This window comes from Ralstonia sp. 25mfcol4.1 (assembly GCF_900104095.1).
Lineage (GTDB): Bacteria > Pseudomonadota > Gammaproteobacteria > Burkholderiales > Burkholderiaceae > Cupriavidus.
Window position 1 is genome coordinate 124,241 of the sequence record NZ_FNJO01000014.1, and the last position, 13,617, is coordinate 137,857.

General features: G+C 65.6%; 12 protein-coding genes. 3 read left to right on the forward strand and 9 right to left on the reverse strand.

Annotated features, from left to right (window positions below; translation table 11 throughout):
* Positions 1-6: 6 nt before the first annotated feature.
* A complete protein-coding gene (pilM, locus tag BLQ58_RS22365; RefSeq protein WP_092602154.1) occupies positions 7-1,077 on the reverse strand; it encodes a type IV pilus assembly protein PilM in 1,071 nt (356 codons plus the stop codon).
* Between the two features lie 464 nt (positions 1,078-1,541).
* On the opposite strand from pilM, the gene BLQ58_RS22370 reads away from it, so the two are divergent.
* The gene (locus BLQ58_RS22370; protein ID WP_092602156.1) at positions 1,542-3,920 is read left to right on the forward strand and encodes a penicillin-binding protein 1A; all 2,379 of its coding nucleotides are present in this window, start codon (positions 1,542-1,544) and stop codon (positions 3,918-3,920) included.
* A 70-nt stretch (positions 3,921-3,990) separates the two neighbouring features.
* On the opposite strand, the gene cyaY is transcribed toward BLQ58_RS22370, so the two are convergent.
* Positions 3,991-4,326, reverse strand: a complete 336-nt coding sequence (cyaY, locus tag BLQ58_RS22375; RefSeq protein WP_092602158.1) for an iron donor protein CyaY — start codon at positions 4,324-4,326, stop codon at positions 3,991-3,993.
* 132 nt (positions 4,327-4,458) lie between these two features.
* On the opposite strand from cyaY, the gene BLQ58_RS22380 reads away from it, so the two are divergent.
* Together BLQ58_RS22380 and lysA are read left to right on the forward strand one after the other, a co-directional pair.
* Positions 4,459-4,710 (forward strand): LPS translocon maturation chaperone LptM, encoded by a 252-nt coding sequence (locus tag BLQ58_RS22380; protein WP_254776063.1) that lies wholly within the window; start codon positions 4,459-4,461, stop codon positions 4,708-4,710.
* Positions 4,711-4,724: 14 nt separating this feature from the next.
* Entirely contained in the window at positions 4,725-5,987 is a 1,263-nt protein-coding gene (gene lysA / locus BLQ58_RS22385; RefSeq protein ID WP_092602162.1) for a diaminopimelate decarboxylase, read from the forward strand.
* A gap of 59 nt (positions 5,988-6,046) precedes the next feature.
* On the opposite strand, the gene msrQ is transcribed toward lysA, so the two are convergent.
* From msrQ to BLQ58_RS22420, 7 genes are all read right to left on the reverse strand, one after another.
* Positions 6,047-6,745 carry a protein-methionine-sulfoxide reductase heme-binding subunit MsrQ gene (msrQ, locus tag BLQ58_RS22390; protein ID WP_092602164.1) on the reverse strand — a complete coding sequence of 233 codons (699 nt, stop codon included), beginning with the start codon at positions 6,743-6,745 and terminating at the stop codon, positions 6,047-6,049.
* Positions 6,745-7,755: a protein-methionine-sulfoxide reductase catalytic subunit MsrP gene (gene msrP / locus BLQ58_RS22395; protein ID WP_092602166.1), complete on the reverse strand. Its 1,011-nt coding sequence runs from the start codon at positions 7,753-7,755 to the stop codon at positions 6,745-6,747. The genes msrQ and msrP overlap by 1 nt, the downstream gene beginning before the upstream one ends.
* Positions 7,756-7,861: 106 nt before the next feature.
* Positions 7,862-8,695: an anti-sigma factor family protein gene (locus BLQ58_RS22400; protein WP_092602168.1), complete on the reverse strand. Its 834-nt coding sequence runs from the start codon at positions 8,693-8,695 to the stop codon at positions 7,862-7,864.
* Complete coding sequence (locus BLQ58_RS22405; protein WP_092602170.1) at positions 8,692-9,225, reverse strand: RNA polymerase sigma factor; 534 nt, start codon at positions 9,223-9,225, stop codon at positions 8,692-8,694. Before BLQ58_RS22405 ends, BLQ58_RS22400 begins: the two co-directional genes overlap by 4 nt.
* A 35-nt stretch (positions 9,226-9,260) precedes the next feature.
* Entirely contained in the window at positions 9,261-9,686 is a 426-nt protein-coding gene (locus BLQ58_RS22410; RefSeq protein WP_092602172.1) for a COG4315 family predicted lipoprotein, read from the reverse strand.
* A gap of 196 nt (positions 9,687-9,882) precedes the next feature.
* Positions 9,883-11,106 (reverse strand): c-type cytochrome biogenesis protein CcsB, encoded by a 1,224-nt coding sequence (ccsB, locus tag BLQ58_RS22415; protein ID WP_092602174.1) that lies wholly within the window; start codon positions 11,104-11,106, stop codon positions 9,883-9,885.
* A gap of 106 nt (positions 11,107-11,212) precedes the next feature.
* Positions 11,213-13,465, reverse strand: a complete 2,253-nt coding sequence (locus tag BLQ58_RS22420; RefSeq protein WP_092602176.1) for a cytochrome c biogenesis protein ResB — start codon at positions 13,463-13,465, stop codon at positions 11,213-11,215.
* Between the last annotated feature and the right edge of the window lie 152 nt (positions 13,466-13,617).

The following is a 13,617-nucleotide window of genomic DNA, read 5'->3' on the forward strand; positions in this document are numbered from 1 at the left end:
GGTGACTTATTGGAGGCCGCGCAGCGCCAGTCCCGCACTGACGATGTAGGCAGGCAGGTCGCGCTGGAGATAGCGCTCGTTGACCTTGCCGGCGGTCGTCATGTTTGCGAAGGGATTGGCCAGCGTGGTCGTGATCTGCGTCTGTTGCTGGATTGCCGCCTGGACTCCAAGCAGCGAGGCGTGCCCGCCGGAAAGCAGGATCTCGTCGACGCGGCCGAGGCTGGAGCTGGCAATGAAATTGCCGATGGCGCCCTGCACCTCCATGGCCAGCGCCTCCAGCGACGGCTTGAGCAATTGCCCTCGCCACGCTTCGGGCAGCGTGTTCTTGCGCTTCTTGATTTCGGCCTTGAGCGCATCGAGCGTGAACATGCGTGCGGCGCTTTGCGTCAGCTGGTCGCCATAGCTGTTCAGCGGCTGCTCGTAGAGTTCCTTCCAGCCCTGGTAGAAGATGGCCTTGGAACGGCTGCCGCCCAGATGGACCACGGCCACCACGGGCAGGTCCTTGGCATCGGTTTCGTTCAGGCCGGCGGGGACGCCGAGCATCTGCACGACCGATCGCTGTACGGCGTATTCTTCCACGTCCATCACCTGCGGCTTCAGGCCTGCCAGTTCGGCAGCCGTCACGCGCTCCTGGACACGATCACTGTTGGCGGCCGTGACGCGTACGCCAATGCCGCCTTCCGTTTCGCTGGGACCAATCACCGCGAAGTCGAAATTGACCGCCTGCGACGGCGGATAGAGGCGGTGCGCCTCGGATTCGACCTGCGAATAGAGTTCGTCTTCGGACAGGTTGTCCGGCAGACTGACCGTCTGGGATTCCGTCAGCATGGACGGCACGCCCAGGACCACGTCCTTGGTCCGGATGCCGGCCTTGCCGAGCGCGCGCTTGAGCGCGATTCCCACGGCTTCGATGTTGACCACGTTGCCATCGGCAACGGCATTGCGGTCCAGCAGTTCGCTGGCGCATTTCTCCAGCCGATAGTCGTTTTTGCCCATCCCAACGGACAGCTCAACGACCTTGACGCTGGACGAACCAATATCCACGCCGACCGTAGTCTGGCGCAGAAGACCCGACAAGATGCCCCGTCGCAAGGTTGACCCCCTGACATTTGAACTCGCCCACGGCATGTCCGCTCTAATGGTGCGAGCCAGTTTCTTGGATGAAACGTTTGCTCTTTTATGTTCGTCGATTCTTACAAAATCCGGAGGCGCTGGCAATGTGCCGGTTTGACCACGCTTTCTTTTTCAGAAGGTCCCCGGAAATCCGTTGCCAAAATCCGACGGTCTGCAACCCCGCGATCGGGTGGGATCGTCCGGACATGATCCTGGTACGCCAGCTTCCGCTCGCACCGGCCACGCGCACGCCTCCCTGAAGCATCGCCCGCCAGCCCGCACCACACCTGGGTCCCGCAGCGCGCGACAGTCCGATCTCCACGACATTACATCTTGTAACAGCACGGTAGCGACTTTCGCGCCACTGCCCGCCGGGAGCGGCCGGGTACCGACGATATAATCCGGGCACTCTTGTTAGGTAAACCCTTATGGCCACAGCACAACAGAAGCCGTCCCTTCCCGTCCGCCGTCCGTTGTGGGCGCGCATCACGTTCTGGGTATTCGGGCTGCTTGCTGCCGGCGTCGTCGCCGTGGCGCTGCTGGTGGGGTATGCGCTGGTCGTGGCCGCCCCCAACCTGCCGTCGCTGGACACCATCACCGACTACCGGCCGAAGATTCCGTTGCGCATCTATACGGCCGACAACGTGCTGATTGGCGAGTTTGGCGAAGAGCGCCGCAACTTCGTGCCGATCACCGAGATCCCCGACGTCATGAAGAAGGCCGTGCTGGCCATCGAGGACGATCGCTTCTACGAACACGGCGGCGTGGACTTCGTCGGTGTGATGCGTGCCGGGCTGGCCAACCTGCGTGGCGGCCTGTCGCAGGGTGCATCGACCATCACGATGCAGGTGGCGCGCAATTTCTTCCTGTCGAGCGAGAAGACCTACACGCGCAAGATCTACGAGATGCTGCTGGCGTACAAGATCGAGGCGAACCTGACCAAGGACCAGATTCTCGAGCTGTACATGAACCAGATCTACCTGGGCCAGCGCGCCTACGGCTTTGCCAGCGCCGCGCGCGTCTACTTCGGCAAGTCGATCAAGGACGTCACCCCGGCCGAGGCCGCGATGCTGGCCGGGCTGCCGAAGGCGCCGTCGGCCTACAACCCGGTGGTGAATCCGCGCCGCGCCAAGGTGCGTCAGGAGTACATCCTGCAGCGCATGCGCGACCTGCGCTACATCACGCCCGAGCAGTATGACCAGGCAGTGCGCGAGGAACTGAAGGTGCGCAGCGAGGGCAACGAATTCTCGACGCACGCCGAGTACGTGGCCGAGATCGTGCGCCAGCTGATGTACGCGCAGTACCGCGAAGAAACCTACACGCGCGGCCTGACCGTCTACACCACGCTGAACAAGGCCGACCAGGACGCCGCCTACGAGTCCGTACGCAACGGCATCATGACCTACGAGCGCAAGCACGGCTACCGCGGACCCGAGGCATTCATCGACCTGCCGTCCGATCCGGCCGACCGCGAACAGGCCATCGACGACGCGCTGGTGGAGCATCCGGGCAGCGACGATCTGCGGTCCGCCGTGGTGACCAGCGTATCGCCCAAGCAGGTGAAGGCGACGCTGCTGTCCGGCGAAGTGGCCACGATCGAAGGCACGGCGCTGCGCTTCATCGCGCCGTCGCTGTCGGCCAGTGCCCAGCCGAAGGTCAAGATCCGTCCGGGTGCGATCATTCGCGTGACGCAGGATCCGAAGGACAACTCGTGGTCGGTCACGCAGCTGCCCGAAGTGGCCGCCGCGTTCATCTCGCTGAGCCCCGAGGACGGTTCGATCCGTTCGATGGTGGGCGGCTTCGACTACAACCGCAACAAGTTCAACCACGTGACGCAGGCCTGGCGCCAGCCGGGTTCCAGCTTCAAGCCGTTCATCTACACGGCGGCGCTGGAAAAGGGCTTCTCGCCGGCCACGGTGATCAATGATGCGCCGCTGACGATCGGCCCGGACACCGGCGGGCAGGTCTGGGAACCGAAGAACTACGATGGCAAGTTCGAAGGCCCGATGACCATGCGCCGCGCGCTGGCCAAGTCGAAGAACCTGGTGTCGGTGCGGATTCTGCGCGCCATCGGCACGCAGTACGCCCAGGACTACATCACGCGCTTCGGTTTCGAGGCCGACAAGCACCCGGCCTATCTGCCGATGGCGCTGGGCGCCGGCAGCGTGACGCCGCTGCAGATGGCGGGTGCCTACTCGGTGTTCGCCAACGGCGGCTATCGCGTGAATCCGTACCTGATCCAGCGCGTGGAAGACTCGCGCGGCAAGGTCATTTCCGAGACTCATCCGCAGAAGGCCGGCGAAGACGCCGTGCGCGTGCTGGACGCCCGCACCGCGTTCATCGCCGACAGCATGCTGCGTGAAGTGGTGCGTAGCGGCACGGCCAACCCGGCCAAGCAGCGCCTGGGCCGCAATGACCTGGCGGGCAAGACCGGTACCACCAACGACGCCGTGGATGCGTGGTTTGCTGGCTACACGCCCAAGCTGGTGGCCATCGCGTGGATGGGTTACGACCAGCCCAAGAGCCTGGGTGTGCGCGAAACCGGCGGCGGCCTGGCGCTGCCGATCTGGGTCGGCTACATGAGCAAGGCGCTCAAGGGCGTGCCCGAGAGCCCGGACCGCCAGCCGCCGGAGGGCGTAGTCATGGCGGCCGGCGACTGGACGCTGGAAGAGAATGCCGCCGGCGCCGGCGTGGCGTCGGTGGGCCTGGGCGATCCGTGGCCGGGCAAGCCGGAAGAAAGCTCGCGTCCGCCACAGGACACCGAGCAGGAAAAGAAGAAGATCCTGGAAATGTTCGGCGGCGCCTGACGGCCTGCCGGCCATCGCCAGCAAAAAGAAACCGGCCCTGGTGGCCGGTTTTTTGTTGTGCCGCGCGCGCTTACTTCAGCGTCAGCTTGGTGCCGGCCTGCAGGCTCATGTAGCCGGACAGCGCCGCGTACAGCTCGGCGCCGCTGCGCGTGTCCACCCAGCGGGCGCCGTCGTGGCGGAAATGGAAGCCGCCGGCCTTGGCCGCCACCCAAAGTTCCTGCATCGGCGCCTGGCTGTTGACGATGATCTTGGAGCCGTCCTCGAACTCCAGCTCCATCACATTGCCGGTACGGTTGATCTCCACATCGGCGTCGGCCGCATCGGCAGCCGCTTCGATATCGGCTTCCAGCTTGTCCAGGGCCGCGCCGGCCAGTGCCAGGAACTCGGTCTCGTTGAGGGGGGGCATGCTACACTCCAAGGCCGCCGGCAGCCCGTTTCCACGGGCATTCGGACCGGCAAATCAGATTGATGGAAAACGGGAAAGCCGTGCGCTTTCCACAGCCATCCGAAAGCCATCCAGACAATGAAGGACTCCCCGATGCTGCGTCGTGGTGCGATTGTATCGGCGTTTGCCGCCCTGCTCGCGATGCCCCTTGCCGGGTGCGGCATTCGCGGCCCGCTCTATATGCCCCGCGTACCGCCGGAGCCGACGCCGCCCACCGTGGCCGATCCGGGCCTGGGCCAGCCGGGCGCCACCCCGCCCGCGGCGCGTCCGATGGGCGAGCCCGCCACATCGACGCCCGCCGTTGCCGAACCCGCCAAGGGCAGTTCCGCCCCCTCCGCACGCTGAGTGCATGCCGAAACATGACTGATTTTTTCCATCGCCGCGAAGACGGCACCCTGACCGTCGAACAGGTACCGCTGGCGAGCATTGCCGCCGAATTCGGCACGCCTACCTACGTCTATTCGCGCGCTGCGCTGACCAAGGCCTACAACGCGTATGCCGCCGCCTGCAAGGGACGCAACGCGCACGTGCAATACGCGGTCAAGGCCAACTCCAACCTGGCCGTGCTGCAGGTGTTCGCGAAGCTGGGCGCCGGCTTCGACATCGTGTCGGGCGGCGAGCTGCTGCGCGTGATTGCCGCCGGCGGCGACCCGCGCAAGGTGGTTTTTTCGGGCGTGGCCAAGAGCGAAGCCGATATGGCGCTGGCGCTCGAACATGACGTGCGCGGCTTCAACGTGGAATCGATCCCGGAACTGGATCGCCTGAACGCCGTGGCCGGCCGCCTGGGCAAGCGCGCCCGCGTGTCGCTGCGCATCAACCCCGACGTCGACGCGAAGACCCACCCCTACATCTCCACCGGCCTCAAGGGCAACAAGTTCGGCGTGGCATTCGAGGACGTGCTGTCCACCTACCGTGCCGCCGCCGCGCTGCCGCACCTGGAGGTGACAGGCATCGATTGCCATATCGGCTCGCAGATCACCGAAGTGGCGCCGTACCTGGAGGCGCTGGACAAGGTGCTGGACGTGGTGGAATCGCTCGAGGCCGAGGGCATCAGGCTCGAACATATCGACGTGGGCGGTGGCCTGGGCATCACCTATGACGACGAGACCCCGCCGGACATTACCGGCTTCGCCACGACGCTGATCGATCGCGTGGCCGCACGCGGCCACGGCCATCGCGAGGTACTGTTCGAGCCGGGCCGCTCGCTGGTGGGCAATGCCGGCGCGCTGCTGACGCGCGTGGAATTCCTGAAGCCCGGCGCGGCCAAGAACTTCTGCATCGTCGATGCCGCGATGAACGACCTGGCCCGACCGGCCATGTACGAGGCCTACCACCGCATCGAGCCGGTGGCGCCGCGTGCCGACGCCGCCGTCACGTACGACGTGGTGGGTCCGGTATGCGAATCGGGCGACTGGCTCGGCCGCGACCGCGCGCTGGCGGTGCAGCCCGGCGACCTGCTGGCCGTGATGTCGGCCGGCGCCTACGGTTTCGTGATGAGTTCGAACTACAACACGCGCGGCCGCGCGGCCGAAGTGATGGTCGATGGCGACACCGTGCACCTGGTGCGCGAGCGCGAACTGCCGGCGGACCTGTTCCGCGCCGAGCGCCTGCTGAAGGACTGATGGCGCCGGCGCAGGCCGAAAAATAAGGAATGGGCGACGCCGTTGGTGTCGCCCTTTGTCTATTGTGCTGCCACGGGGGCGCGCGGCCTGCGCAACCACCACCAGATCCGCATGGCCAGCACCACGAACACCACCGCCGCGTAGATCGAAACTTCTCCAAAATCGTGCTTGCCGGCCTTGTGCCACCAGTAGTGCAGGATGGCCAGCACGGCGATGGCATAGATCGACCGATGCAGCGCCTGCCAACGCTTGCCGCCGAGCCAGCGGACCATGGCGTTGGCCGATGTGACGGCCAGCGGAATCATCAGCACGAACGCCGCGAACCCCATCGTGATAAATGGCCGTTTGCCGATGTCCTTGATCATGTAGGCCACGTCAAACCCGCGATCCACGGCGAGCCAGAGCAGGAAATGCTGCACGGCGTAGAAGAACGTGAACAGGCCCAGCATGCGGCGCAGGCGCAGCAGCCAGTGCCAGCCCGTGAGCCGGCGCAGCGGCGTGACGGCGAGCGTCACGCAGAGCATGACGAGCGTCCAGGTACCGGTGGACCGGGTGACGAATTCGAGCGGATTGGCGCCGAACTGCGAGGTCGCCCCCAGATACATCAGCCGCAGGAACGGTAGCAGCGCCAGCAGCCAGACCAGCCCCTTCAGCGTCTTCACCCTCGCCGGCGCGAGCATGGCCAGGCTCCCGGGCCCGGGCCTGCTGGCCTGGGGCGTACGTGCCTGCGCCGCCGCGCGCGGATCGCGCTCGGCCATCAGAAGTTCTTCCTTAAATCCATGCCCTGATAGAGCGATGCCACCTGCGCGCCGTAGCCGTTGAACGGCAGCGTCTTGCGCTTGGGCGCGAATAGCGCGGAAAAGCCGCCGCCGCCCTTGTCTTCGCCGATCCGGCGTTCGGTGGCCTGGCTCCAGCGCGGATGGTCGACGTCCGGATTCACGTTCGAATAGAAGCCGTATTCGTTGGCGGCGGCCAGGTTCCAGCTGGTGGGCGGCTGCTTGTCGACGAAGCGGATCTTCACGATCGACTTGGCGCTCTTGAAGCCGTATTTCCACGGCAGAACCATCCGCACCGGCGCGCCGTTCTGGTTCGGCAGCACCTCGCCATAGAGGCCGAACGTCAGCAGCGCCAGCGGATGCATCGCCTCGTCCATGCGCAGGCCCTCGCTATACGGCCAGTCGAGCACGCCGCTGCTCAGGCCGGGCATCTGCTTCTTGTCCGCCAGCGTGATGAACTGCACGAACTTCGCCCCCGGCTGCGGTTCGACGCGCTTGATCAGCTCGGCCAGCGGATAGCCGATCCACGGAATCACCATCGACCAGCCTTCGACGCAGCGCAGGCGGTAGACACGCTCTTCCATCGGCGCGACCTTGAGCAGTTCGTCCAGGTCGTACACCTTGGGGTGCTTGACCAGCCCTTCCACGGCCACTTGCCACGGGCGCGGCCGCAGCGTGCCGGCGTTGCGGGCCGGGTCTGACTTGTCGGTGCCGAACTCGTAGAAATTGTTGTAGGTCGTGACGTCCGTGTACGGCGTGCGTTTTTCGGTCACGGCGTAGGCGTTGTTGAGCGTGGCGGGCAGCTTCGGCAGCTTGCCCGGCGCCTCCTGGGCAAACGCCTGGCGCGAAAACCACGGCGAGGCCAGACCCGCGGCGGCAGCGGCGCCGCCCATCGTCAGCAGGCGCCGACGCGACCGATACAACGGTTCGGGCGTGATTTCCGACGCGGCGACATCGTCACCGCGCAACCATTTGGGGGAAGGAATCAGCATGTTTCGCAGCGTTGGGTAGGACTTGCAGCATTGGACATCAAAAGCTGCCGGAAGGTGCGGAGCCGCCCGGATATCGGGTGAGCAGGCGGACGGTCATGTGCCCGGGCTAACCCCGTTGGTATTGCTGGTAGACCACCTGGGCCAGCGCCAGCAACCGTTCGCGCTCCAGCGGACCCGCCAAGGCGAAGCCGAGATCGCGATCGACCCAATAGAACGCCATGGTAGGGTGTCCGGCGGGATTTCGTGCGGGCGTGCGCGGCGGCAGCCGTTCGAGCCGGAATGCGGTGTCCGGCGTGCCCTGCGCCATGCGTCGCAGTTGCAGCGACACGCGCGTGCCGGCGTCGTCCTCGTACATCAGGATGGCCATCGGGCCGCCCTCGGAAGCGCCAAGGCGCCCGCCAATCAGCCGGAATCCCTGCGGGTGCAGGTCGGGCACCTGCAACGACGCACCGAGCCGTTTCGACAGCCAGGCAATCAGATGGGCCTCGTCGGTGGCGGGCACCTCGACGACGTGCCTGACTTCGGGTGCATAGACCACATAGCTGGCCAGCGCCTCGCGCGCGAAACGCTCCATCGGTGCGATGGCCGCGGCATCGGCCCCGACATGATCGCGGGCGTACCAGCCGCCGGCGGCCCCCACCGCCAGCGCACACAGGCTGGCAGCCAGCGCCAGCGGCCACGCCAGGCGCGCCGTGGTCGCGCGGCCGTCCTGCCCACGCAGTTCGCGCGGCAGCGCAGCCAGCGGCACGGCCTCGTTGAGCACGCCATCCAGCCCGGCATGCAGCGCGGCGGCCTGCTGCCGCCAGGCTTCCACCTTGCTCGCGGCCTCGGCATCGGCAGCCAGGAATGCCTCGACTGCGGCGCGGCGCGGACCGTGCAACTGGCCATCGGCATAGGCGTGAAGATCGGCTTCGCTCACCGGCGTCTGGGGGCTCATCATTTCACCCGTTGCAGCACATTCGGCGCCGCAACGTCCTTCGCGCCGCCGTCGAGCAGGCGGCGCATTTGTTCACGCGCGCGGCTCAGGCGCGACATCACCGTGCCGACCGGGACTTCAAGCACCTGGGCCGCTTCCGCATACGAAAACTGCTCCAGGCTGACCAGCAGCAATACGGCCCGCTGGGCCTCCGGCAATGCGGCCAGCGCCCTGATCAGGTCGCGCCGCAGGCCCGGATCGTCGCCGGGAACCGCCACGTCCGGCGGATCGTCGGTTGCGCTGACCAGATCCGCACGGCGCAGCCCGTTCAGGCGCAACCGGTGCATCAGCGTCAGCAACCAGGGCAGCAGGCCGTCGGCACCGTCGCCCCAGAGCGATCCGGGACGCAGGCGGAATCGCCAACGGAAGCGCAGTGCGCGCTCCAGCGTGTCCTGCACCAGATCGTCGGCCAGCGCGGCGTCGCCAGTCAGGCCGCGCGCGTGGCGCCGCAGCCGCGGCGCCAGCGCCACCAGTTGGCGCTCGAATCCATCCATGCGCTGGTTGCCTTGCGTTCAGGCGCCCGGAAAAATCAGGGCTTGGCCACGTGCCAGACGCTGTTGAGGTTGTCGCCAGTGCGGTCGCCGGGCTTGGCGTCCTTCGCAAAGCGGTACAGGGGCATGCCCTTGTAGGCGTACTGGCGCGTACCGTCGTCACGCGTGATGACCGAGTAGCTGCCCGAAGCCGACTTGCCCGGCTCTGCCAGCAGCGGCGGCCAGTTGGTGGCGCACATGCCGTTGCAGACGCTCTTGCCGCCGTGGGCGGGGTCGCGATCGAACGTGTAGAGCGTCAGGCCCTGCGGATCGGTCAGCACGCCGTTGGTCACCTTCACGGTCGGCGGCATTTCGCCGGCCCCGCCCATGCCCATGCTGGAACAGCCGGCCAGCAGGATCGTTGCAGCGCCAGCGGCGATGACGAGCGGGCGAAATACGGATGCAGCAGTGTGACGAGTATTCATCTTCAGGTCTCCTTCTCCGGGGGCGGTGCCGACCGTCGGCGCCGTGTACCTTCAGTAAACACCCGATGTGACGTCCTTATTCCCTTTGGATCGAAAAAAAGTGGCGCTCTCTGTCTTCGTGTGCATCTTAAGACGCCCGAAAAGACAAAAAACCTGTCGCAACGACAGGCTTTTCGAGCCGGAGACGGATAGCGAATCAGAGTTCGCCGTAGCTATGCAGGCCGGACAGGAACATGTTCACGCCGAGGAACGCAAAGGTCGTGACGAGCAGGCCAACCAGCGCCCACCACGCGGCCACCGTACCGCGCAGCCCCTTCATCAGCCGCATGTGCAGCCATGCCGCGTAGTTCAGCCAGACGATCAGCGCCCAGGTTTCCTTCGGGTCCCAGCTCCAGTAGCCGCCCCACGCCTCGGCCGCCCACAGCGCACCCAGGATCGTGGCGATCGTGAAGAACGCGAAACCGACCGCGACGGCCTTGTACATCACATCGTCGAGCAGCTCCAGCGACGGCAGGCGCTCCGACAGGATGCCCCGCTGCTTGAGCAGGTACGCCACCGACACCATCGCAGCCAGCGCGAACGTGCCATAGCCGATGAAGTTGGCCGGTACGTGGATCTTCATCCACCAGCTTTGCAGCGCCGGCACCAGCGGCTGGATCTCCTGCGCATTGCGGCTGACCGTGTACCAGAGCAGGAAGCCCACGGCCGCCGACACCAGCAGCATCACGAACGGCCCCAACGCCCGCGTGGCGTAGCGGCGCTCGTAGTACAGGTAGAACAGCGACGTGATCAGCGTGAAGAGAACAAACACCTCGTAGAGGTTCGAGATAGGAATATGGCCAATATCGGCGCCGATCAGGTACGACTCGTACCAGCGCACCATCAGGCCCGTAAAGCCCAGGACCACGGCCGCCCAGCACAGCTTGCTGCCAAGGCTCGACCCGGTGTCGGATCGGGACGCAAAGCCGACCCAGTAGAACATCGTCGACAGGAACACCAGGGCGCTCATCCACAGGATGGCCGACTGACTCGACAGGAAGTACTTCAGGAAGAACGCCTGCTCGGCGCGCGCCAGGTTGCCCTGGTACATCTGGATGGCAAGCAGCGACAGCACCGCGATGCCGACCATCAGCGGCCGCACCGCCTTCCAGTGCCAGCCAAGCAGCGCGAACGTGGGCACGGCGGCAATCAGCACGGCCTTGTCGTACACGTTCATCCAGTGGCCGTACCGCGCAAGCGCAAACCCGGCGCCCAGCACCAGCAGCACGGCAAACGCCCAGTCAACCCAGGTCAGGCGGCGCAGAAAGGACGGTTCGAGGAAATCGGCTTCCAGCTGCAGCGGGTCGTGCGACACATTGCCCGCCGCGGCATTTTGTCGCGGCGTCAGGCCCGAGGAGGCGTGGTTGAGATTGGAGGACATGGCATTCCTGCTCTGCGGTGCGACGCACCTGTAATGTCTGCGGTATCAACATGGCGCGGCAGGCCGGGATTGTTGTACGTCCGGCCGCCGGAAAGCCCTCTTTCTACTATAGCGACGGCCCCTGCTTATCATCGGGCCCTGATGCGTCGGATCGCGGTGCCGCGTGCGTCATCGGCGAGTCGCCGTCCGCTGGCAACGGCGTCACTTCCGCGCCCACGGCACGGCCGACGTCGTCGCGCAATGTGACGAATTCCTTCTCGAAATCCATCGTGCGGCGCTGCGTCGACATGGCCATCAGCACATGACTGCCCGCGGAGTTTCCGGCGTCGTCAGGTTGCTTGTCCTTGATCCAGATCCAGACGCGGCGCTCGCGGATATAGAACATCGCGAACACGCCCAGCACCAGCAGCAGGCAGCCAAGATACACGATGTTCTTGCCCGGCGCACGGGTCATCTGGAACACGCTGGCCTTGACCTCCTGGAAGTCGTCGAGCTGCAAAAATACGGGCGCCGCGTAGAAGAAACTGTCCGACAGCGCGTTGATGGCCTGCTGCAGGAACTGACCGCTCTGTGCGTCGTTGGGGATCACGGGCAGCTTGTCCTGCTCGCGTGCCAGTTGCCACAGTTCCCACATCGATCCATTGAGAATCTTCAGCAGGACGTCGGCCGCCTTCTGCTGCTCGCCCTGCGGCACCGATTTTTCCAGGAAAGCCGCGATCGCGGTGAAGCCCCCGGGCGGCGCATCGGGCGACGAACGCGTGGCGCCGGCAAACAGGTCCATGGCGCGCTGGGCGCTTTCGGCCAGTTGCTTGCGCAGCGTCGCCTTGTCGTCGCCGGGCATCGACACGGCCGCAAAGCGACGCGCCGCCTCGCCGCGCATGGCACTGCTTTGCAGCGCGGCGCGCAAGCGCATCCAGTCGGCCACGGTGCGCTGGTCGTCGGCGGGAATACGCAGATAGCGGAACTGTTCGCTCGGCGAGTCGCGCATGCCGGCCAGGAACACGGTCTGGCCGTCGAGTTGCACCGGGAGCATGTAGTTGTTGAACTCGCGCGCCTGCCCGGTGCGGTCACGCAGTTTGTACTGGACCGACGGGCCGACATTGCGCAGGTTCTTGTCCTTGTCCAGGCTGGCCGCCGCTCCCAGATGCTGCTCCAGCGCACCCAGCGACGACTTGCGCGCCACACCGCGCACATCGGCCTTGCCCGACGCATCGGTCACGGTCTCGACGTTGATTTGCCGGAAATCGCTGAATTCGACGGTCAGGCTGTCCTGGTCGGCAGCCGTGCCGGTGCCGGTCAGTGCCACATTGCCGCCCACCGTGCCCGCGATGGGAAACGTCCCATGGCTGCTGCCCGTCATCGGATAGCCGACGAACTTCAGTTTCGAGCCGCCGTCCTCGAAGCTGGACTGGTAGATGGCCACGCCATCGACGATCAGCGGCTCGTTCACCTTGATCGTCGCCTCGGTCCGCTTGCCGGTAGCGCGATCGGTCACGACCACATCCGACGCGAACAGCTTGGGCATGCCGGTGGAGTAGTAATCGACCGTGAACTTCTTGAGCATGATCGTGAACGGCAGGTCCTGCACCAGCGCGCCATCGGCAATGTTCAGGATGGCCGTGGAGACGGTGGCCCCTTCCGGCACGAACGCATTGCCGCGGAATCCGGGGTTGGCGGGCGACAGCCGGTGCTTCGCCGGAATCTCGCTGATGATGGCGTTGCCGGCGATCGGCGTCTTGCCGCCGAACCACATCTGCGCGCGAATCAGCATATCGCCGTCCAGCAGGCCACCCACGCAGATCACGACGATGGCCGTGTGCGCCAGGATGTAGCCGAGCTTGTTGGCAGCGCCCGCCTTGGCGGCCAGCAGCGTTGCGCCATCATGTTCCACCGGCTTGACGCGGTATCCGCGGTTGCGCAGCAGCGCGCCGAGGCGGCCTGCGGCTTCCGCGCGGCCGCGCGGCACCTCGTATTCTCCCCGGTGATGGAACGCCCGCAGGCTGCGCTCGCGCACGTGATCCTTCCACGAGCGCATGTCGACGATCATCTTCGGCGCGTTGCGCGCAATACACAACGACGTGGAGATCACCAGGAATGCCAGGATCAGCAGGAACCACCACGAGCTGTACACCTTCTGCAGCGACAGCGCGTGGAACAGGTCCGCCCAGAACGGCCCGAACTGGTTCACGTAGTTCGGGTACGGTTCGTTCTGCTTGAGCACGGTGCCGATGATGCTGGCGATGGCAATCACCGTCAGCAGCGTGATCGCGAAGCGCATCGAGGACAGCAACTCGACGGCATCGCGCAGCACGCGGTGTTGGGTCTTCAGGTGCAGCCCTGAAGTGGATGGGGTCGACATGTGCGGTAAAGCCTGAAAGCCGGTGTGGCGCTAATTGTGGTTGGCGCCAGTGTTGCGCGCCGATGTGACGCGATGTGGTGCCGCTCAAAATGAAAAAGGGTGGACATGCTTTGGCAAGCAGGCCACCCTCTTCGATTGTCGCCCACGCGTCC